General features: G+C 68.7%; 20 protein-coding genes. 13 read left to right on the top strand and 7 right to left on the bottom strand.

Translation table 11 applies throughout. From position 1 onward, the window contains the following. Positions 1 to 9: 9 nt before the first annotated feature. The 10 genes from O5I81_RS18375 (at position 10) to O5I81_RS18420 (ending at position 10992) form a co-directional block, all read left to right on the top strand. On the top strand, positions 10 to 933 hold the full coding sequence (locus tag O5I81_RS18375) for a hypothetical protein (RefSeq protein WP_271066310.1): 924 nt from the start codon (positions 10 to 12) through the stop codon (positions 931 to 933). A gap of 81 nt (positions 934 to 1014) precedes the next feature. Beyond that, on the top strand, positions 1015 to 2628 hold the full coding sequence (locus O5I81_RS18380) for a GMC family oxidoreductase N-terminal domain-containing protein (protein WP_271066311.1): 1614 nt from the start codon (positions 1015 to 1017) through the stop codon (positions 2626 to 2628). Positions 2629 to 2686: 58 nt separating this feature from the next. Then, entirely contained in the window at positions 2687 to 3934 is a 1248-nt protein-coding gene (locus O5I81_RS18385; RefSeq protein ID WP_271066312.1) for a TetR/AcrR family transcriptional regulator, read from the top strand. A 119-nt stretch (positions 3935 to 4053) separates the two neighbouring features. Beyond that, on the top strand, positions 4054 to 4923 hold the full coding sequence (locus O5I81_RS18390; protein WP_271066313.1) for an SDR family NAD(P)-dependent oxidoreductase: 870 nt from the start codon (positions 4054 to 4056) through the stop codon (positions 4921 to 4923). A 66-nt stretch (positions 4924 to 4989) separates the two neighbouring features. Next, positions 4990 to 6798: an NAD(P)/FAD-dependent oxidoreductase gene (locus O5I81_RS18395; protein WP_271066314.1), complete on the top strand. Its 1809-nt coding sequence runs from the start codon at positions 4990 to 4992 to the stop codon at positions 6796 to 6798. Between the two features lie 245 nt (positions 6799 to 7043). Beyond that, positions 7044 to 7994 (top strand): hypothetical protein, encoded by a 951-nt coding sequence (locus tag O5I81_RS18400; RefSeq protein ID WP_271066315.1) that lies wholly within the window; start codon positions 7044 to 7046, stop codon positions 7992 to 7994. A 7-nt stretch (positions 7995 to 8001) separates the two neighbouring features. Next, a complete protein-coding gene (gene gntA, locus O5I81_RS18405; protein WP_271066316.1) occupies positions 8002 to 8718 on the top strand; it encodes a guanitoxin biosynthesis heme-dependent pre-guanitoxin N-hydroxylase GntA in 717 nt (238 codons plus the stop codon). After that, positions 8708 to 9292 carry an urea carboxylase-associated family protein gene (locus O5I81_RS18410; protein WP_271066317.1) on the top strand — a complete coding sequence of 195 codons (585 nt, stop codon included), beginning with the start codon at positions 8708 to 8710 and terminating at the stop codon, positions 9290 to 9292. The genes gntA and O5I81_RS18410 overlap by 11 nt, the downstream gene beginning before the upstream one ends. Before the next feature lie 241 nt (positions 9293 to 9533). Beyond that, complete coding sequence (locus tag O5I81_RS18415; RefSeq protein WP_271066318.1) at positions 9534 to 9863, top strand: helix-turn-helix transcriptional regulator; 330 nt, start codon at positions 9534 to 9536, stop codon at positions 9861 to 9863. 31 nt (positions 9864 to 9894) lie between these two features. Beyond that, a complete protein-coding gene (locus O5I81_RS18420; protein WP_271066319.1) occupies positions 9895 to 10992 on the top strand; it encodes a hypothetical protein in 1098 nt (365 codons plus the stop codon). Here the strand turns inward: O5I81_RS18420 and O5I81_RS18425 are convergent. From O5I81_RS18425 to O5I81_RS18445, 5 genes are all read right to left on the bottom strand, one after another. Further along, positions 10989 to 11759 carry an alpha/beta hydrolase gene (locus O5I81_RS18425; protein ID WP_271066320.1) on the bottom strand — a complete coding sequence of 257 codons (771 nt, stop codon included), beginning with the start codon at positions 11757 to 11759 and terminating at the stop codon, positions 10989 to 10991. The two genes, O5I81_RS18420 and O5I81_RS18425, sit on opposite strands and share 4 nt — an antisense overlap. Positions 11760 to 11836: 77 nt before the next feature. After that, a complete protein-coding gene (locus O5I81_RS18430; RefSeq protein ID WP_271066321.1) occupies positions 11837 to 12658 on the bottom strand; it encodes an alpha/beta hydrolase in 822 nt (273 codons plus the stop codon). Between the two features lie 24 nt (positions 12659 to 12682). Further along, on the bottom strand, positions 12683 to 12997 hold the full coding sequence (locus tag O5I81_RS18435; RefSeq protein WP_271066322.1) for a hypothetical protein: 315 nt from the start codon (positions 12995 to 12997) through the stop codon (positions 12683 to 12685). Beyond that, positions 12969 to 13343: a response regulator gene (locus tag O5I81_RS18440; protein WP_271066323.1), complete on the bottom strand. Its 375-nt coding sequence runs from the start codon at positions 13341 to 13343 to the stop codon at positions 12969 to 12971. The genes O5I81_RS18435 and O5I81_RS18440 overlap by 29 nt, the downstream gene beginning before the upstream one ends. A 276-nt stretch (positions 13344 to 13619) precedes the next feature. Then, positions 13620 to 14225 (bottom strand): response regulator transcription factor, encoded by a 606-nt coding sequence (locus O5I81_RS18445; RefSeq protein ID WP_271066324.1) that lies wholly within the window; start codon positions 14223 to 14225, stop codon positions 13620 to 13622. A 156-nt stretch (positions 14226 to 14381) separates the two neighbouring features. Here O5I81_RS18445 and O5I81_RS18450 point away from each other — a divergent pair, with 156 nt between their 5' ends. Together O5I81_RS18450 and O5I81_RS18455 are read left to right on the top strand one after the other, a co-directional pair. Further along, complete coding sequence (locus tag O5I81_RS18450) at positions 14382 to 15179, top strand: SDR family oxidoreductase (protein ID WP_271066325.1); 798 nt, start codon at positions 14382 to 14384, stop codon at positions 15177 to 15179. A gap of 13 nt (positions 15180 to 15192) precedes the next feature. Then, positions 15193 to 16353 carry a thiolase family protein gene (locus O5I81_RS18455; protein WP_271066326.1) on the top strand — a complete coding sequence of 387 codons (1161 nt, stop codon included), beginning with the start codon at positions 15193 to 15195 and terminating at the stop codon, positions 16351 to 16353. A gap of 199 nt (positions 16354 to 16552) precedes the next feature. Here the strand turns inward: O5I81_RS18455 and O5I81_RS18460 are convergent, their stop codons facing one another. Beyond that, on the bottom strand, positions 16553 to 17674 hold the full coding sequence (locus O5I81_RS18460) for a hypothetical protein (protein ID WP_271066327.1): 1122 nt from the start codon (positions 17672 to 17674) through the stop codon (positions 16553 to 16555). 112 nt (positions 17675 to 17786) lie between these two features. Beyond that, entirely contained in the window at positions 17787 to 19622 is a 1836-nt protein-coding gene (locus O5I81_RS18465) for a DUF885 family protein (RefSeq protein ID WP_271066328.1), read from the bottom strand. Between the two features lie 347 nt (positions 19623 to 19969). Between O5I81_RS18465 and O5I81_RS18470 the strand changes: the two genes are divergently transcribed. Continuing rightward, positions 19970 to 21214: a tyrosinase family protein gene (locus tag O5I81_RS18470; RefSeq protein ID WP_271066329.1), complete on the top strand. Its 1245-nt coding sequence runs from the start codon at positions 19970 to 19972 to the stop codon at positions 21212 to 21214. The last annotated feature ends 186 nt before the right edge of the window (positions 21215 to 21400 follow it).

Raw genomic sequence — 21400 nt, forward strand, 5'->3', positions numbered from 1 at the left:
GAGGTTGTCATGCGTGCTCTTCAACAGACCCGGGCCGGCGTCGCCGCCGTGCTCGCCGTCCTCGTCCTCTCGCTGAGCGGCGGCGGAGTCCTGGCCCAGGACACCCCCCCTGCGCCGGCCGAGCAGGCCGGGACGGCAACGGCGCCGCAGGCGCAACCCCCGGCCCCGAAGACCGAAGCCCCCGCGCCCGGCACGGAAACCCCGGCGGGGGATACCGACCAGGACACGGCCAACGACCAGACCCCGGGGCCCGGCGTCTATGACGCGGTCTTCAAGACCCTGTTCATCGCCATGGTGCTGGCGCTGGTGCTGGAGTCGGCGCTGGCCGTGGTCTTCAACTGGCGGCCCTTCCTGTACTACTTCGACGGTCGCGGCGTCCGCACCCCCGTCTCCTTCGGCTTCGCCCTGGCCATCGCCGGCGCCTTGCAGTTCGACCTGGTCACCCGGCTCTACATCGCCAGCCAGGCCGACCCGGTAACGACGGATCTCGGTCCCGTCGGCTATATCCTGACCGGCCTGGTCCTGGCCGGCGGCAGTTCGGCGGTGAACACCATCCTGCGCGGCCTCGGCCTTCGCCAGATGGGCGCCCGCGAAGACGTGGTCGCCCGGCCGCCGCCGACCATGGCCTGGATCTCCGTCTCCCTGACCCGCAAGACCGCGGTCGGGCCGGTCGAGGTGTTCGTCACCGACGCCGGCGGCGTCGCCACCCTGGTCGGGATGATCACCGGCGACTCGCATCCCCCCGGCCTGCTCCGCTGGCTGATCCGGGACGACATGCGCTTCCCGACCGCCGGCGGCCATGCCCTGCTCGGCAACGCCGACTACAGCGTCAGCGTCGCCGGCAAGGACCGGAACGGCCAGCCCGTCACCGACACCTGGGGCCCGTTCCACATCGGGGCCGGGGCCATCGTCGACCTGACCCTGACCGCCTAGCCTGCGGCGGGGCCCGGGATATCGTGCAGGTCCGCCGCCTGACGCTTTCAGGCCCGGACCATCCGGGCCTAGATAGCCGCCATGAGCGTGGAATCGGTCTTCGACGACATCATCGTGGGCGCGGGCTCGGCCGGCTGTCTGCTGGCCAACCGGCTGTCGGCCGATCCGGCCCGCAAGGTGCTGATCCTCGAGGCGGGCGGCAAGGACGACTGGGTCTGGCTGCACATCCCGGCCGGCTATCTGTTCGCTATCGGCAATCCGCGTTCGGACTGGATGTATCAAACCGCCGCCGAGGAGGGGCTGGGCGGCCGGGCCCTGGCCTATGCTAGGGGCAAGGTGCTGGGCGGCTCATCAGCCATCAACGCCATGATCTACATGCGTGGCCAGGCGGCCGACTATGACGGCTGGCGTCAGCTGGGACTGGAAGGCTGGGGTTGGGAGGACGTGCTGCCGGCCTTTCTCAAGCATGAGGACCATGTCGCGCCGCCCAATGGCCTGCACCGGTCGGGCGGCGAATGGCGGGTGGAGTATCCGCGCATCGGCTGGGAGATCCTCGACGCCATCCGCGAGGCGGCGGCGGCGGCCGGGCATCCCAAGGTCGATGATTTCAACACCGGCGACAACGCCGGCTCCTCCTACTTCCAGGTCAACCAGCGGCGCGGCCTGCGGGTCAGCGCCGCGACCGCCTTCCTCAAGCCGGTGCTGAAACGGCCGAACCTGAAGCTGGAAACCGGCGTCACGGTCGATCGGGTGCTGATCGAGGATGGCCGCGCGACCGGCGTTGTCTATCGCCGGCATGGGAAGACGGTCACCGCCCGGGCGCGGGGCGAGGTGGTGCTCAGCGCCGGGGCCATCGGCTCGCCGGCCATCCTGCAGCGGTCGGGGATCGGCGATCCGGCCCGGCTGCAGGCGGCGGGGATCGCCGTCGTGCATGCCGCGCCCGGCGTCGGCGCCAACCTGCAGGACCATCTGCAGATCCGGCCGGTCTTCAAGGTCAGCGGCGTGCGGACGCTGAACACCGACTACGCCAACCTCCTGCGGCGCGGGATGATGGCCATCGACTACGCCCTGTTCCGGCGCGGTCCGCTGACCATGGCCCCCTCGCAGGTCGGGCTGTTCGCCAAGTCCAGCCCCCGCTACGCCACCGCCAACCTGGAGTTCCACTTCCAGCCCCTCTCCCTCGACAAATGGGGCGACGGCATGCACCCGTTCGGGGCCTTCACGGCCAGCGTCTGCAACCTGCGCCCGACCAGCCGGGGGGAGGTTCACATTACCTCGCCCGATCCGGACACGCCGCCGCGCATCGCCCCCGGCTATCTCTCGACCGAGGAAGACCGGCAGGTGGCGGTCGAGGCCCTGCGGCTGACGCGCGACATCGTCGGCCAGGCGCCGCTGGCGAAATACCGGCCCGAGGAATACCGCCCGGGCGCCGAAAAGACCTCCGACGCCGAACTGCTGGCGGCGGCCCAGGCCCTGGGCACGACCATCTTCCACCCGGTCGGCACGGCCGCCATGGGACCGGACGGGGATGCCGGCGCCGTGCTGGACGCGCGGATGCGGGTGCGCGGGGTGGGCGGGCTGCGGGTCATCGACGCCTCGGCCATGCCCCGCATCGTCAGCGGCAACACCAACTCCCCGACCCTGATGATGGCCGAGAAGGGCGCGGCGATGCTGATCGCCGACCGGACCGCCTGATTCCCCTGCGACCGGCGGGCCGATGGCAGGACGCCCCCGGATCGTCTAAGCAGGGCGCATGGCCGACTCCGCCGACCTTTCCGCGCCGTCCCGCCCCGCCACCGCCCGCTTCGAGAAGCGCAAGGAGGCGGTGCTGGCGGCCGCCATCGAGGTGCTCAACAAGGAGGGCCTCAAGGGCATGACCCTGGCGGACGTCGCCGCCAGGGTCGACCTGACGACGACCAGCGTCACCTACTATTACCGGCGCAAGGAGCTGCTGGCGGTCGACTGCTTCCTGCATGGGTTGCGGCGGCTGGAGGCGATGGTCGAGACGGCCGGCGCGCAGGACGAGCTGGCCGGGCGGATCGGGGCGCTGCTTGACGAGCACCTGGCGCTGCAGACGCGAGTGCGCGGCCGGGCCGAGCCGCCGCTGACCATCTTCAGCGACGTGCGGGCGCTGAGCGACGAGCATCGGGCGCCGGTGGCCGAGGCCTACCGCGCCCTGTTCGACAAGGTGCAGGCGCTGTTCGCGGCGCCGGGCTACTTCCACCTCGACCGGCTGGCCCGGTCGGCGCGGGCCCATATGCTGCTGGAGCAGCTCTACTGGTCGTCGGCCTGGCTGTCGCGCTACGATGTCGAGGATTTCCCCCGCCTGCGGGCGCGGATGTTCGATGTTCTGTGCAAGGGGCTGGCCGCGCCGGGGCGGGGCTTCGAGCCGACGCCGCTGGCCATCGCGCCGCGTCCCATCGACGTCGGCGGCGGCGATGCGGCCAGCGAGACCTTCCTGCGGGCCGCCACGCCGCTGATCAACGAGCGCAGCTATCGCGGCGCCTCGGTCAGCGCCATCACCGGGCGGCTGAACCTGACCAAGGGCGCCTTCTACCACCACATGGAAGCCAAGGACGACATCGTCGTCGCCTGTTTCGACCGCACCTTCGAGGTGATCCGCGCCACCCAGGAAGCGGCCCTGACCGGGGCCGCCGACCAGTGGCAGGCGCTGTCCAGTTCGGTCGCCTCGCTGGTCGCCCGGCAGGCCGAGCCGGACGGGCTGCTGCTGCGGTTCTCGGCCCTGCAGGCCCTGCCTGAGGCCATGCGAGCCAGCGCCGTGTGGCGAGCCGACCGGGTCAGCCAGCGGTTCGCCTCGATGATCGCCGACGGGGCGGCCGACGGCTCGATCCGGCCGGTCGATCCCTTCCTGGCCGCCCAGATGGTCAGCGCCGCCGTCAACGCCGCCGCCGACCTGATCGCCTGGACCGACGGCCTGACGCCGGAGAAGGTCACCGACGTCTATGCCAGGCCAGCGCTGATGGGCCTGCTGGTCTCCTGATTCCTATGGCGGGAACGGCCAGTTTCCCAATGCGGCTGCGACATTTCTGATTTTTTGAATTTCGGGTTTGTCGCTCCCGGCGACCGCTGTATGATCAATGGCAAGGGAGAAAACCGCCAATGAGCATCAGTCTGGACGGCAAGGTGGCGGTGATCACCGGGGCGGCCTCGGGCATCGGCCGGGCCAGCGTCGAGCGGTTCGTCGAGGCCGGGGCGAAGGTGCTGGCGGCCGACATCGATGAGGCCGGTGGCCGCCTGCTGGAAGCCACCTTCCCCGGCCAGGTCGTCTTCCAGAAGTGCGACGTCATGAGCGAGGACGATATCGCCGTCGCCATGGAGGTCGCCTCCCAGACCTTCGGCGGGCTCGACATCCTGTTCAACAACGCCGGGGCCGGCGGCTCGCCCACCTCGCTGGAGGAAATGACCGGCGAGCTGTGGGACTTCAGCCAGAACCTGCTGCTGCGCTCGGTGGCGCTCGGCATGCGCTATGCCATCCCGCACATGAAGGCGCGCGGCGGCGGGGCCATCGTCAACACGGCCAGCGTCGCGGCCCTGTCGGCCGGCATGGGGCCGATCGCCTATTCGGCCGCCAAGGCCGGGGTGCTGCACCTCAGCAAATGCGCGGCGGCGGAGCTCAGCAAGTACAACATCCGGGTCAACGCTATCTGCCCGGGCTTCATCCTGACCAACATCTTCACGCCTGGCGAGATGCCCAGCCAGATCAAGACGGCGGTGCAGCTTACTATGCGAAGTGCGGCTGGCGCGGCCCAACCGATCCAGCGGCCCGGCGAGGCCGACGACATCGCCCAGGCGGCCCTCTACCTGGCCAGCCCGGCCAGCAGCTTCGTGACCGGCACCCACATCCTCGTCGATGGCGGCATGCTGGTCGGCCCGCGCCACAGCTGGGATCCGGAAGAACAAGCCCGGCGGCTGGCCGAGCGCGAGAAGCTCTGGGCCGGCGCCGCCGAGCTCGCCAAATCCGACGCTTGACCTGACCCAGCGGCAAACACCGACACTCGACCCAACCAACACGCGAAACGCCCAGGAACCTCCCCGATGGCCGACTCCGCCGAAGCCCTGTTCAAAGACATCGATCCGGTCGCCCTGCGCGAGAAGTACCGCGCCGAACGGGACAAGCGCCTGCGGGCCGACGGCAACCAGCAGTATGTCGAGATCACCGGCGACTACAGCCGCTACCTCGAAGACCCCTATGTGAAGCCGGGCTTCAGCCGCGAGCCGCTGGCCGACGAGGTCGAGGTGGTGGTGATCGGCGGCGGCTTCGGCGGCCTGCTGGCCGGGGCGCGGCTGCGCGAGGCCGGCATCGACCAGGTGCGCATGATCGAGAAGGGCGGCGATTTCGGCGGCACCTGGTACTGGAACCGCTATCCCGGCGCGGCCTGCGATATCGAAAGCTATGTCTACCTGCCGCTGCTCGAAGAGGTCGGCTACATGCCGGTCGAGAAGTACACCCGCGCGCCGGAAATCCTCGACTACTGCCAGCGCATAGGCCGCCACTTCGACCTCTACCGCGACGCCCTGTTCCAGACCGAGGTCAAGGACATGACCTGGGACGAGGACGCCAGGCGCTGGACCATCCGCACCAACCGCGGCGACGCCATGAAGGCCCGCCATGTGATCATGGCCAACGGCCCGCTGCACCGGCCCAAGCTGCCGGGCATCCCGGGCGTCGAGAGCTTCAAGGGCCACACCTTCCACACCAGCCGCTGGGACTATGACTACACCGGCGGCGATCCGATGGGGAACCTCAGCGGCCTGGCCGACAAGCGGGTCGGCATCATCGGCACCGGGGCGACCAGCGTGCAATGCGTGCCGCACCTGGGCGCGGCGGCCAAGGAACTGTTCGTCTTCCAGCGCACCCCCTCCTCCATCGACGTGCGCAACAACCGGCCTACCGATCCCGAGTGGGCGGCGAGCCTGGAACCCGGCTGGCAGCAGGCGCGGATGGACAATTTCAACGTCCTGGTCAGCGGCGGCTGGCAGAAGGAAGACCTGGTCAACGACGGCTGGACCGACATCATCCGCAACCTCGGCCTCGCCGCCGCGCGCCGCGCCGCCAAGGGCGAGATGGGCCCGGGCGATCCGATGGAGCTGCTGCAGCTGGCCGACTTCCAGAAGATGGAATCGATCCGCGCCCGCGTCGATCAGGTGGTCGCCGACCGGCAGAAGGCCGAGGCGCTGAAGCCCTGGTACAACCAGTTCTGCAAGCGGCCCTGCTTCCACGACGAATACCTGGACACCTTCAACCGCCCGAACGTCCATCTGATCGACACCGACGGCAAAGGCGTCGACCGGATCACCGAGAAGGGCGTGGTGGTGAACGGCGTCGAGTACGAGCTCGACTGCCTGATCTACGGCACCGGCTTCGAGGTCGGCACCAGCTACGCCCGCCGCGCCGGCTATGAAGTGACCGGCAAGGACGGGGTGACCCTCAGCCAGAAGTGGGCCGACGGGGTTTCGACCCTGCACGGCATGCATTCGGTCGGCTTCCCCAACTGCTACATCTTCGCCAACAGCCAGTCGGGGTTCACCGCCAACTACCCCCACATGCTGAACGAGCAGTCCAAGCACGCCGCCTACATCATCAGCGAAGCTCACGCCCGCCAGGCCACCGTCGTCGAGGCGACGCCGGCGGCCGAGGAAGCCTGGGTGCAGGAGGTGATCGACAGCGCCATCCAGCGCCAGAAGTTCGCCGAGGAATGTACGCCGGGGTATTATAACAACGAGGGCCAGCCCAGCGCCTTGGCGGCGCGCAACGGGCCCTATGGCAAGGGCTCGATGGCCTTCATCGAACTGATCGAAGAGTGGCGGAAGACCGGCGAACTCGAAGGGCTGTCTCTGAGCTGACTCCCTCCCTCCCCGAATGGGGAGGGCAGGCGCGCGTTGCGCGCCGGGTGGGGCAGTGGGTCACCGGCTCCACCGGCTAGGCGTCTCAGTGGTTGGTCGCGAACGTCAGTGACCGACTTCCCCACCCGACGCGCGTAACCGCGCGTCTGCCCTCCCCAGTTCGGGGAGGGATGTGTTGCGGCAGGTCGTCAACAGGCGCACCCTCCAAGGCGGAACTTCGGTCCGGCTCCGCCATTGGGCTTGCCATGGTCGCTCACCTCGATGCTCCGACGCCATCGCGCGCCGCGCCCTGGATCTCTGACTTCGCCTGGGAGAACGGGCGACTTCGGATCCGCAAGACCGACATCAAACTGAGCCTCAACGGCCCGGTGCTCGCCGAGATCGCCGCCTGGGCCCTGTGGCTCGCCCTGCTTTGGCCGGTGGCCTTCCTGGCAAGGCAGGGCCGCCGGCAACCGCTGGCCATCTGGTTCGCGCCCGAGCGGCCAAGGCCCTGGTACCTGGTGCGGGCCGCGGCGATGTGGGCTGGCATCGATGTCGCCCGGCGGCCGGAAGAGGCGGACGCGGCCTTCTACTTCGACGACGTGACGGTGGGTTTGCCGGAAAGCGCGGGTCGCTTGCGCGGCCTCAACTTCGGCTGCGCCGACGTCTCCAAGAGCCATGTGGCGGCGGTGTTCGAGGCGGTGTTCGGCTATCCCCTGAGCGTCGATCCGATGATCACGGCCGGGCCGATCGTGGAGAAGTCGGAGAAGAACGGGGTCCATGACGGCCGTATCGTCGAGGGACCGCTCGCGCCCCGACCGGGCCATGTCTACCAGAAGCTCATCGACACCGCCGACCGGAGCGGCGCATGCCACGACCTGCGCACCCCCTGCGCCGGCGGGGCGCCGGTGCTGGTCTGGACCAAGCTCAAGCCGGCCGGGCGCCGCTTCGCCATCCAGAACCGACGGGCCACGCTGCACGCGCCGGCTGAGGTGTTCAGCCCCCGCGAACTGGCCCTGATCGTCGCGTTCAACGCCCGGATGGGCGCCGACTGGGGCGGCCTCGACATCCTTCGTGATCGCCAGGACGGAAGAATCTACATCGTCGACGTGAACAAAACCGACCTTGGGCCGCTTATCGCCCTCTCGTGGATCGACAAGATCCGTTCAATGAGCCGGCTTGCAGTGGCTCTGGAAAGGTTGGTTTGTCGTGGGTGAGCCGAGCATGAACGGCGATCGTCTGGGCGAGCGGTTCGCCGCCTTCCTGGAAGACTCGGCGTTTCCCTGCGTCGGGGCCAAGTCGGCGCTGGCCCGGGCCGAGATGGAGATCATCGAGGCGCGGGACGTCCGCTCGTCCTGGGACGACACCACCATCTTCGCCGCCGTCACTCGCTTCGCCGCCCGCTACAAGGCCGACCCGCACCCGTTCCAGAGCCTGGCCGTGGTCTTCCATCAGCCGGACCAGATGGAGGAGGCGGCCTTCGAGACCGCCCTCTGGCAGCGGCTGCAATCGCTGGCCGATAAGGACGCCTTCAACGGCTATCTGCACGATCCGCGCGTCAGCGACGACGTCGACAGTCCGCACTTTGCCATGAGCTTCGGCGAGGAGGCCTTCTTCGTCGTCGGTCTGCATCCGGGCGCCAGCCGCCTGGCCCGGCGCTTCGAGCGGCCGGCCATCGTCTTCAACCCGCACGGCCAGTTCGAGACCCTGCGCGAGCAAGGCCGCTACGACAAGCTGCGCGCCTCGATCCTCAAGCGCGACGTGGCCATCGCCGGCTCGACCAACCCGATGCTGGCCGGCCATGGCGAGATTTCGGCCGCGCGCCAGTACAGCGGCCGACAGGTGGGGCCGCGCTGGACCCCGCCGTTCAAGTCGCCGCCGGCCCTGACCTGCCCCTACGATCCGAACGCGCCCAAGACCGGCAACGCCAATGACAATTGAGATCGCGCCGCGCACCGGCGTCGCCTTCCGGCTGAACGCCGGCCAACGGCTGCGGGTCATCGATCCGCAGGGCGAGCAGGTCTCCGACATGCTGGCGTTCAGGGCCGACGACACGGCCGAGGTGATCAGTTCGGGACGCAGCCTCGACTATGCCAGCAAGCTGTACCTGACGACCGGCGATCCGCTCTATTCCAACCGCAGCAACGTCATGCTGCGCATCGTCGAGGATACGGTCGGGCGGCATGACTTCCTGTTGACGCCCTGTTCCAAGGACACCTTCCGGATCATCTACGGCGACGAGCATCCGCACCGGGGCTGTTTCGGCAACCTGGCCGAGGCGCTGGAACCCTATGGGGTGACGCCGGACCAGATCCCGACGGCGTTCAACATCTTCATGAATGTGACGGTCGATCCGGCCACCGCCGAGCTCAAGGTCGAACCGCCGCTCAGCAAGGCCGGCGACCACATCCTGCTCGAGGCGGAGATGGACCTGGTGGTCGCCCTGACCGCCTGCTCGGCCCTGCAGTCGAACAACTACAGCTTCAAGCCGATCCACTACGCGATCGAGGGATAGCCGGCCTGCGGCGCGGCGGGGACATGTACCCCGCCTCGCCAACTCTTTCAGAATGTAGAGCCGACCCCACCCGGGGTACGTGTCCCCTCTCCTACCGCCGGTAGCGGGGACACGTACCCCGGGCGCCGCCTCATGGCCTCCTGACTCATTGCGGAAGCTGGGTCCATGTCCCCATTGACTCCCTCACACAGTATGCGCCATACACTGTGTGTCACACACTATGTGACGCCAAGGCGAAGCTGTGATGTCCGAGACCGATCTGTTTGAGAGCCTGAAGCTGGAGCTGCGCCGGGGATCCCTGATCCTGGCGGTGATGGCCCGGCTGAAGACCGAGCAATACGGCTATTCCCTGCGCGTCGCCCTGGCCGAGGACGGGCTGGAGATGGAGGAAAGCACCCTCTATCCCCTGCTGCGCCGGCTGGAATCGCAAGGCCTCCTCGACTCCGAATGGCGCGAGGAAGACCGGCGCAAGAAGCGGTTCTACCGCCTCAGCGCCCAGGGCCAGACCATGCTGGAGCGTCTGGCGGCCGAGTGGCGGAGAATCTCCGCCTCGCTCGACCGGATGCTCTGAACCCACACAACAATCTGACACGGAGGGGGCGATGACCCTGCTGGACCAATATCTGAAAGCCGTGGCGGCGCAGCTGCCCAAGGACGCCCGGGACGACATTGTCGCCGAGCTGCGCGACATGATCCTCACCCGCTTCGAGGCGAAGGAGGAGGAACTCGGACGGCCGCTGACGGACGGCGAGCAGGAGGCGATCCTGCGCGAGGTCGGCCATCCGCTGGCCGTCGCCGGGCGGTATCACACCGGGGCCAACCATCTGATCGGGCCGGAACTGTATCCCTACTTCCTGTTCGCGGTGAAGATCGGGCTGGCGGCGCTCATCGTCATCACCCTGTTGGCCTCGGCCATCCAGGTTCTGGTCGGCGAGCTGAGCTTAAGTGAAGGCATCGGCCACGCCTTCAGCAACATCGTCTCGGGCGGCATCACCCTGATCGGTTTCGCCGCCATCGCCGGCTTCATCATCGAGCGGCAGCCGGAGAAGCCGAAGTTCCTGCGCGAATGGCGGGTCAAGGACCTGCACCTGTTCGAGTTCGCCGCCTTCGACACCGAGGCGCTCGAACGCAGCTTCAAGGAAGGACAGAAGGGCAAGAGCATGAGCGTCACCATGGGCTTCAAGTCGAGCTCTCCGGCGGCCAACGCCCTGGGCGCGGCCATGGGCCTGACCGTCCTGCTGCTGTGGTGGACCGGCGTGTTGCCGATCGCCGACCTGCGCCCCGGCGCCGGCAGCTGGGTGATGGACGGCATCGACTACGGGGCCATCCTGACCAGCATTGTCGAAGTCGCCTTCTGGCCGATCCTCGCCTACCTCGCGGCCCGCATCGGCCTGGAGCTGTTCCGGGCCTGGCGGCCGGGGGCGCGGCGGGTCGCGGCGCTGGGTCAGCTGACCCTGGCGCTCGTGCGGCTGGGCGGTCTGCTGTGGCTGTGGAGCTATTCTCCCCTGTCGCCGGTCATCCATGTGGACTCGATGCAGGCCCTGATCGATGGCGCCCGGCGCATGGCCGATGGCCACTTCAGCCTGGCGACCCTGCTGACCCTGATCGGCCTGTTCATGATGATCGAGACGGTCGGCAATATCCTGGGCTCGGCCTGGCGGCTGGCGACCCCGGCCAGGGCGGAGACGGCGAAGGCCTAGAGATCCTGAATCCAGTCGAGCACGGTGCGGGCGACCCGCTCCCAGCCGGGCTCGGCGATCAGGAAATGGCTCATCCCCGGGAACGCCGCGTAGTCGGTCCTGGCGGGTGAGCCTTTCTGTATGTTGAAGGCGGCGCGGCTCAGGTAGGGCGTGACCAGCCGGTCGGCCGCGCCCTCGGTGATCAGCAGGGGGGCCGTTCGGCGGCGAGGGTCGATCCCGGTGCCGATCCAGCTGGCCGCCTGGTAGAAGATGCGGCCGGGCGCGGGAATGACGTAGGCGTCGTAGGCCGCGTCCGAGAGAGCCCTGGGGGCGGCGTTGGCGAAGCGGCGGAACCAGCGCTCGCGGGTGAAGGCGTAGGGGCGGTTCCAGCCATTGGGCCGCGCCAGGATCGGCAGGGCCGCGGTCAGGGTCGTGGGGCCCGGCACGATGCCGCCGATCAGCACCGGGTTGATCGCCGCCCCGGCGACGCCGACGCCGCGGTCGAGCAACAGCTGGGTGTAGAGGCCGCCGAAACTGTGGCCGATCAGGATCGGCTGTTCGGGCAGGGTCTCGATGAAGCGCTGAAGATGATCGACCACCTTGCCGACGGTCAGGGCGCCGAAGCCGGCGGGCGGGGCCGCATTGATCTCGGCGGCGGTGAAGCCGTCCAGCAGCGGCCAGGTCGGGGTGTGGACGCTGTATCCGGCCGCCTCGAAGGGCTGACGAAAGTCGGCCCAGCTGGCCGGGGTGACCCAGGCGCCGTGGATCAGGACGATGGTCTTGCTCATGACAGCCTCGAACGAAGAGCGGCCCGCGCCGCCACATGGGGGGATGAAGCGGCGCGGGCCTGTCCGGAGACGGGGGGCTAGCTCCGGATGAAGGCCAGGAGGTCGGCGTTGACCTCGTCCTGATGGGTGGTCGGGAAGCCGTGCGGGGCGCCCTTGTAGACCTTGAGGGTCGCGCCCTTGACCAGCTTGGACGACAGCAGGGCCGAGGCGCCGATGGGGACGATCTGGTCGTCGTCGCCGTGCAGGATCAGGGTCGGCTTGTCGATGGCCTTGAGGTCCTCGGTGTAATCGACCTCCGAGAACTCGTGGATGCAGTCGAGCTGGCCCTTGATGCCGCCCATCATGCCCTGCAGCCAGAAGCTGTCGCGGACACCCTCGGACAGTTTCGCCCCGTCGCGGTTGTAGCCGTAGAAGGGGATGACCAGGTCCTTGAAGAACTGGGCGCGGTTGTCGAACGTGCCCTTGCGGATGCCGTCGAAGACCTCGATGGGCAGGCCGCCGGGGTTGGCGTCCGTCTTCAGCATCAGCGGCGGCACCGCGCCGATCAGCACCATTTTGGCGATACGCTTGGTGCCATGCCGGCCGGCGTAGTGGGTGATCTCGCCGCCGCCGGTCGAATGGCCGACCATGACGATGTCCTCGAGGTCCAGCGTCTCGATCAGGGTGTGCAGGTCGTCGGCGTAGGTATCCATCTCGTTGCCGTTCCAGGTCTGGTCGGAACGGCCGTGGCTGCGGCGGTCATGGGCGATGACGCGGTAGCCGTTCTGACCCAGGAAGGTCATCTGGCCGTCCCCGGCGTCGGCGGTCAGCGGCCAGCCGTGAGAGAAGAGGACCGGCTGGCCCTTGCCCCAGTCCTTGTAGAAGATCTTGGCGCCGTCCTTGGCGGTGATGAAAGGCATGGTCTTGCTCCTTGATTTTGGGGTTCAGGCGACGGCGGCGAGCTTGGGCCTGGATTGTGACGGCAGGTGCGCCACCGCCCAGTCGAGGCAGTAGTCTGCGACGTCTTCCCAGCCGACCTCGTTACAGAGGTAGTGGCTGCGTCCGTAGAACAGGTGGAAGTCGGTGGCGCTGGGGGCGCGCTTCTGCTTGGCGTAGTTCTGTTTGACCATCGGGGTCGGCACGGTGCGGTCGTGCTCGGCGGCGATCAGCAGCAGCGGGGCGCGGGCCGGGTTCTTCCAGTTCACCCGGGCCCCGCGGCCCAGCACCACGTCATAGAAGATGCGGCCCGGCGAGGGCACGATCTGGGCGTCGTATTCGGCGGCCAGCTGGCTCTGCGGCAGGGTGTTGGCAAAGCCCTTGGCGAAGCTCTGCCGCGTGAACGGCGGCCTCCGTGCGGGCGGTGATCATGATGACCGGAGCGCTGCGGCCGGCGGCGGCCAGCTTGAGCTTGAGGTCGATGCCGCTGGTCCCGGGCATCTGGATGTCGGTGATGATGCAGTCGCAGGCGGCCTCCTCACCGGCCGCCAGGAAGAGGTCGGCGGAGGCGAAGCTGCTGGCGCGGTAGCCCAGCGAGCGCACCAGCCCGACCAGGGACTCGCGCAGGGACTCGTCGTCCTCGACGATGGCGATAAGCGGTTGGGTCACTCTGGAAACGGCCTTTTCTGTATCCCTGCCAGTGGGTTGTCGCATCTGGCGCGGCCGTCAGAAACTATACGTAGGTGTCAGGCGGTTTGTCGCACCCGCATCCTTCCCCGTTTACGGGGAAGGGGGACCGCCGGCGAAGCCGGGGGTGGAAGGGGCGAGGGCCGTGCGCCGGACCCTACCGACCCTTCTTCGAAACCACGGCTGTCTCAGCACGGCCCTCGCCCCCTCCACCACGCTTCGCGCGGTCCCCCTCCCCCGTGAACGGGGGAGGATGAGCTAGAGACCCAGCGTTTCCGCCATCCGCACCAGGTCGGCCAACGACCTCGCCTGCATCTTCCGCATGGCCGAGCCGCGGTGGATCTTCACGGTGATCTCCGAGAGGTTCAGGTCGCCGGCCACCTGTTTGTTGAGCTTGCCGGCGGTGACCAGGGCCATGACCTGCCGCTCGCGGGGCGACAGGGTGGCGTAGAGGTCGCGGACGGGGTTGAGGTCGACCTCGGCGGCGCGGCGGGCGCCGTCTCTGGCGATGCCGGCGGCGACGGCGTCGAGCATGTCCTGGTCGCGGAAGGGCTTGGGCAGGAAGTCGACGGCCCCGGCCTTCATGCCGCGCACGCTCATCGGGATGTCGCCGTGGCCGGTCATCAGCACGACGGGCAGGCGCACCCCGAGGTCGGCCATCTGGCCCTGGAAGTCGAGACCGCTGACGCCGGGCAGGCGGACGTCGAGGACCAGGCAGCCGGGCGTGTCGGGCAGGTCGGCGTCCAGGAAATCGGCGGTGGAACCGTAGGTGCGGCTCTCCAGCCCGACCGAGCGGAACAGGCTGCCCAGCGAGTCCGCGAGGGACGCGTCGTCATCGACGATATGGACGATTGCCTGGGGCATTGGGAGCTCGGGAGCGGCCGATTTGGGCAGAATGACACACCAAAACGGGGACGCCCACCATACGAAGATATGAGCCGGAAAACCGCCTGTCTGATCGCCCGGCCCCTTCCGCCGAGGCAAGGTATTCCCATATCAGTTTTCAAAGGAGACTGACTCATGACGAAGACCCTGATCACCGGCGCCTCCAGCGGCATCGGCGCGACCTATGCCGACCGGCTGAGCGCCGCCGGCCACGACCTGGTGCTGGTCGCCCGCGACCTGAAGAAGCTCGAGGCCCTGGCCGAACGGCTGAGCGCCCGGGACGGAACGACCGTCCAGGTCTTCCCGGCCGACCTCGGCTCGCCGGCCGACCTGCATGCGGTCGAGCGGCGGCTCCACAACGATCCTGACATCGACGGCCTGATCAACAACGCCGGCATCTCCATCGGCGGGACCTTCGAAACGCACGATCCCGAGCGCATCCAGGACCTGATCGATCTCAACATCACCGCCCTGACCCGGCTGGCCGCGGCCGCCGCGGCGGCCTTCACCGCCAAGGGCAAGGGCACGATCATCAACATCGGCTCGGTCACCGCCCTGCTGCCCGAGCGGTTCGAACCGACCTATCTGGCCAGCAAGGCCTATGTGCTGGCCCTGAGCCAGGCCCTGGCCGCCCAGCTGAAAGACAAGGGCGTCCGCGTCCAGGCCGTGCTGCCCGGCGCCACCCGCACCGACATCTGGGCCAAGAGCGGCGTCGACGTCGACAGCCTGCCGGCCGGCATGGTGATGGGCGTCGAGGACATGGTCGACGCCGCCCTCGCCGGCCTGGCGCAAGGCGAGACGGTGACCATCCCCGCCCTGCCCGACGCCGCCGACTGGCAGGCGCTGGAAACCGCCCGCCTGAACCTGGCCCCCAACCTGTCCCGCGACCAGTCGGCGGACCGCTACGGCGTCCGGTCGGCGGTCGCCGCCTGAGGAGCACCCCCCGATGACCCGCGCCGTACTCGCCACCTATGCCCGCACGCCGTTCCACTTCGCCCGCAAGGGCGCCCTGGCCGGGGTGCGGCCCGACGACTTGGCCGCCGCCGCCCTGAAGGCGGTGGTGGAGCGCAGCGGCATCGATCCGGCGACGCTGGACGATGTGCTGCTCGGCTGCGCCTATCCGGAAGCCGCGCAGGGCAACAACATCGCCCGCTTGGCCAGCCTTCTGGCGGGCCTGCCCATTGAGGTTCCCGGCATGACGGTCAACCGCTTCTGCGGCTCGTCGATGTCGGCCATCCACATCGCCGCCGGCCAGATCGCGCTGGGGGCCGGCGAGGCTTTCCTTGTCGGCGGCGTCGAGTCGATGACCATGGTGCCGCAGGGCGGCTTCAACTTCTCGCCCAACCCGAAGTTCAAGGGCGTCAGCCCGGACAGCGAAGAGATCGGCATCGAGGCCTACATCACCATGGGCGAGACGGCGGAGAACGTGGCCGCCCTCTATCATGTCAGCCGCGAGGACCAGGAAAAGCTGGCCTATGCCTCGCAACAGAAAGCGTTCGCGGCGCAACAGGCCGGGCGGCTGAAGGACGAGATCGTCCCCATCGTCCTCGCCGACGGCACGGTGATCGATACCGACGGCTGCCTGCGCCCCGGCACGACGCTGGAAGGCCTGGCCGGTCTGAAGCCCGCCTTCCGGCCCGAAGGTTCGGTCACCGCCGGCACCGCCTCGCCGCTGACCGACGGGGCTTCGGCGGTGCTGGTGGTCAGTGAAGCCTATGCGCAACGTCATAACCTCGAAATCCTGGCCGCCATCCGGTCGGTCTCGGCCGCCGGCTGTCCGCCCGAGCTGATGGGCATCGGCCCCGTGCCGGCCACCCGCAAGGCGCTGGCCCGGGCCGGACTGAGCATCGAAGACATCGACGTCATCGAGATCAACGAGGCCTTCGGCAGCCAGGCGGTGGCCTGTATCCGCGAGCTCGGCATCGACGAGGCGCGGGTCAACATCGACGGCGGCGGCATCGCCATCGGCCACCCGCTTGGCGCCACCGGGGCCCGCATCACCGCCAAGGCGGCGCAGATCATGAAGCGGCAGGGCGGGAAGTACGCCCTGTCCACCCAGTGCATCGGCGGCGGCCAGGGGGTGGCGACGGTGCTGGAGGCGGTCTAGGCGGCTTCGGTCCGGGCGGCTTGTCGAAGCGAAGCCATTATAGCATGAGCCCGGCGGACCGTCCGGACGATTTTGTGTTGTTTTTCAACATCCTAAATCCAACCCGGCGCCCACCCGAAACGGCGTTTACACCCTCTCAAAACCTACCGGGCTCCCACCCCGGACCCTCCTCGGACAGCCCGTCTCGGCCGTCGCGGCGCTACAGCCGGTCCTCGAGGGTCACGACGACGCGGGAGCGTTTTTGAATCCGGAGTATGTCGAGCGCCACCTGCGTCCCCGCCGGCCGGGTCAGGGCGTAGGGCAGGCCGGCGACGCCGGCCTCGACGTCGGCGGCGACCACGACGTCGCCGCGGCGGACGCCGGCCTTGAAGGCGGGGCCGGTCTCGTCGATCCAGGTGACGGTGAGGGCGCCGTCGTAGTCGGTGAAGGCCATGCCGGCGCGGTCGTCGACGTAAGGGTCGTGGCGATAGCCGCTGTAGCCGACGTGGAAAACGAGCGCGTCCTGCGGTCGGTCGACATGCATGTTCAGGCGCTTCAGCAGGTCGAAGCCGATGACCCCGTCATTGCTGCCGCCGAGGTGGCGAAGGTAGCGGTCCTCGCGGGCGTTCAGCCGGACCACGGCGTTGTCGAGGGTCAGCCCGCCGACGGTGATGCGTTCGGCGATGACGCTCTGGTGCAGGATATTGCCCTCGCCGTCGTAGTCGTTGCGCCGGCGGGCGAACTTGTCCCACAGGCCTTCGCGCTTCACCCAGCCGGTGCTGAGGTGCAGACCCCAGGGGATGAAGGGGGCGACCCAGACGCGGGCGGTGTGGCCGTCGATGTCGAGCTTGATACAGGCGAAGGTGCCGACCAGCCCGTCCATGCGCAGCTTGCGATAGCCGGCCGGGACGGCGCGGGTGTTGATGCTGAGCACCTGGCGGTCCCAGTCCATCAGCACCGGCTGATAGCGGATGACGCCGATGAGGCCGGCGATGGGCAGGCCTTCGAAGAAGCCGGGCACGCTCTCGCAGGGGATGGCGGTATCCTCGATCTTGCCGCCGATCACCGCCCGCTCGATCTGGGAGCCGCCGCTGTTCTTGCCGGGGACGTAGTCCGGGTTGGTCACCGAGGGGTGGGCGCCCCATTTGCGCTGGCCTGTGGTCAGGCCGAACGGGAAGCTGCGGCCATCCGGCAGGGCCACGGTCGTCCACGGCAGGCCGCGGGTGATCTTCAGGGGCAGCTCGACAGGACTGCCGGCGTTCTGGCGGCGCGTCGGGGCGGCCAGGACCGGGGTCGCGGCGGCGGCGGTCAGGCCGGCGAGCGCGGTGCGGCGGTTGATCATGCCGGATACTCCCCCATGCGACTGATGGGAGCCTATCACCGGAAATGGGGAAAGCGAGAGGTGCGGTGTGTGGGTTCGCCTCCCAGAGGCGAACCCACTGACTACCGGGGGTCTACTTCGCCCCGGCGATGTAGCGGTCGATCACTGTGCCGAGCACCGTCAGCGGCGTGCCGCCGGTGGCGACGACCGTGTCGTTGAAGTCGCGGATGTCGAACTTGGCGCCCAGGGCCGCCCTGGCCTTTTCGCGCAGGCGGACGATCTCGGTGTGGCCGACCTTGTAGCCGCAGGCCTGGCCGGGGCTGGCGCAGTAGCGATCGACTTCCGAGGTGATGGCGCCGGTCGAGCGGCCGGTGGCCTCGGTCATCCACTTGATGGCCTGGTCGCGGGTCCACTTCTTGGCGTGCAGGCCGGTGTCGACCACCAGCCGGGCGGCGCGGAAGCGCAGGGCCTGCAGGTAGCCGACCTTGCCCAGCGCATCGCCCTGATACATGCCGACCTCATCGGCCATCTGCTCGGCGTAGAGGGCCCAGCCCTCGACGAAGGCGTTGAAGCCGATCAGCGAGCTGATGGTGTGGATCTGGTCGTGCTTCTCGGCGAGATAGGCGCCCTGCCAGGCGTGGCCGGGAATGGCCTCGTGCATGGTCAGGCTGTTGAGCGAATAGCGCGGCCAGTTGCCGGTATCCTTGAGGTTCACATAGTAGATGGCCGGGCGCGAACCATCGAGCGAGGCGAAGTTCATGTAGCCGAGCGCGGCGCCGTCCTGGATGTCCTTGGGCACCGCCTTGACCTCGACGGCGGCCTTGAGCCCGAGCTTCGAGAGCTCCGTCATGTGCGGGCGGATCTTGTCGATGCAGCCGTTGAGGTAGGCGATCAGCTCCTTATGGCCGGCCTCGGTGTTGGCGTAGAGTTGCCTGGGGTCTTTGGTCAGGGCGCTGACCCGTTCGCCGACCGTGCCGGTGGTGAAGCCCTCGCCCTTCAGCAGGGCGTCCATCTCGGCGTCGATGGCCTTGCCCTGTTCGAGCCCCAGGGTGTGGATCTCGTCCGCGGTCAGGGTGGTGGTGGTGCCGATCTTCAGGCCCCAGTCGTAATAGGCCTCGCCCTGCGGCAGTTTCCAGACGCCGGCGTCGCTGGTCGCCGTCTTCATCGCCGCCCCGACGGCGGCGATCTGGCGGTCGATGGCGGGGAAGATCTTGTCGCTGACCAGGGTGGTGACCGGGGCGGCGAAGTCGCCGGCGATGTTGGCCGCCCTGGCGCGGTCGGCGACGGATTTGACGAGGCCCGTCTCGCCGGCCTGCTGGGCGCGGAAGCCCTTCAGCTGGCCGAGCAGGTTGGGCAGGATGAAGTTCGGCGGCGTGACGCCGGCCGCGACGTCGGCCCGGAAGCGCTCGGTCTCCTGGTCGATGACGCCGGCCAGCGCCTCGGTGCGGGCGATGTAGGCATCGACGTCGGACCGCGTCTTGATCAGGTGCTGGCTGTTGAGGAACTCGGGGATGCCGCCGACCGCGCCGTTCTGCTGGCTGATCACATAGGGATTGGCGTAGTCGCCGCCGTAGCTGAAGGCGCCGCCCTGCGCGCCCAGCTCCTGCGAGGCCGCGACGGTGTCGTAGAGGGTGGTGTCGCGCTCGCTCAGGCCCTTGCGGTCGATGGCCCGCAGGCGCGCCAGGCGGCCCTTGTAGTCCTCGACGGTCTTGCGGCGGCCGGCGACGGAGGCGTCCGACAGCTTGCTCCTGAGGCCGGCCAGGGCGTCCTTGTCGAGGCCGAGCGAGGTGGCCGTCTCCGGCGAGGCGACGAGGATCTCGGTGACGAAGGCGTCGAGCAGGGCGCCGAGTTTGGCGTCGTCGACCGGGCGGTTGGCGGCGGCGGCCGGCGCGCAGGCGGCGAGAGGAAGGGAGGCGACCACGCCGACGGCGGCGGCGCCCAGCAGGAGTTGGCGACGGTTGGACTGCATGGGAAGGGCCTCCGGAACGGGGCGGGACCTCTGGTGGCGGCCCGCCGGGAAGCTGCGGACTATTGGCCGGGACCGGGGAGGCGTCGAGTGCTTTTCTGTAGGGAATGGATCGCACATCTCCCGTCATCCCGGCCGGACCCCGGCGAAAGCCGGGGGTAGAGCCGGGACCCAGGGGCCAACACACAGCCCTCGGCCCCTGGGTCCCGGGTCGCCCTGCGGGCGCCCGGGATGACGGATTGGTATTGGATGCTAACAAGGCCGGCTCTTCCCCTTGAGGGCGACAGCGATTGACTTCGGGCCCTCGCGGTCAGCCAATCGCCGCCGGGGTTGTTCAGGGGCGTAACATCATGGCCATTCATCGGCGGGCGGCGCTTGCCGGCATCATCGGGGCGGGACTGGCGGGGGTGGACCTGTCCATGGCCCAGGCGGTGCGCCTGAGGCGGCCGGTCTCCAGCCTGGCGGCCAATGACCCGGACCTGGCGGCCCTGCGGCGGGCCATTCCGCTGATGAAGTCGGCGGGGGTCTGGCAACAGCAGATCGCCCTGCACGCCGACATGCGCCAGCGCCACCATTCGTCCTGGCGCTTCCTGCCCTGGCACCGGCTGCAGCTGGTCTGGTTCGAGCGGCAGGTGGCGCGGTTCAGCGGCAAGGCCAACTTCGCCCTGCCCTACTGGGACTGGGATGACGACCGGATGCCGGCCATCGTCTCGTCCGATCCCTCGTTCGCCATGCGGCGGGACGCGGCCCCGGGCGACAGCCTGCGGGCCTTCATGCAGCGCAACGGCCAGCGCTTCCAGGGCCGCATCACCGACGACTTCTCCACCTTCTTCGGCCGGGCCCGCAATGTCGGGACGCCGGCCCAGGGCGGCTATTCCGGCTCGGCCGAGTGGAGCGGCCACAACATGATCCACGGCTTCGTCGGCGGCGACATGGGCCGGCTGGACCGGGCCCCGAACGATCCACTCTTCTGGATGCACCACTGCAACATCGACCGCATCTGGACGCTCTGGCATTCCAAGAACAGCGACGGCCTCTATCCCAAGCCCTGGCGCGACGAGCAGTTCAGCGGCTTCATCGACACACGCGGGCGCCTGGCCCCGACGGTCGACGCGGCCTCGACCATGCGGACCACCAACTTCGGCTACGACTATCCCTTCGACATGACGCCGCCGATCGTCTTCGCCGCCGCCCCGATGCGGATGGTGAAGCAGGAGACCATCAACCTGGCCGGCGACATCCGGACCCCGCAGACGGCCCTGGTCACCATCCCGGCCGAGGCCATCGGGGCGACCGAGGCGGTGACGACCGGCTTCATCGAGGTGAAGCCCGATCCCGACGCCGCGTCGGTGATCCGCATCCGGGTGCTGGCCGACGGCCAGGAGGTCGATACCGATTCGCTGTTCCTGGTGCCGTCGGGCGCCTGCGAGTCGCGGCAGGGCCTGCGCATCAGCCTGGACGGGGCCTGGAACGGAGCGGCGCGCCGGATGCGGACGATCGAGCTGACCGTGACGCCGCTGGACGGACGAGGGACGGCCACGGCCACCAGCCTGCTGTCCGTCATCGTCGACGCCGAGCTGACCTGGAAACAGTAATGCGCCCGAAATGGGTGCATCGATACTCGCCCATTTCGGGTGTTCGCTCGCCTGACAGGCGAGTTCGTGGCGGCGGGTCACGTTTGCCGGGCGACTCATTCTGTATTCGTGTCGCTCGGCAGGCGAATAACGTCGTTTTCTCTTGGCCTATTCCTCGTCCCGACTATGGTTAATGCGGGCTATTTG

It is taken from the genome of Caulobacter sp. NIBR1757 (assembly GCF_027912495.1).
Lineage (GTDB): Bacteria > Pseudomonadota > Alphaproteobacteria > Caulobacterales > Caulobacteraceae > Caulobacter.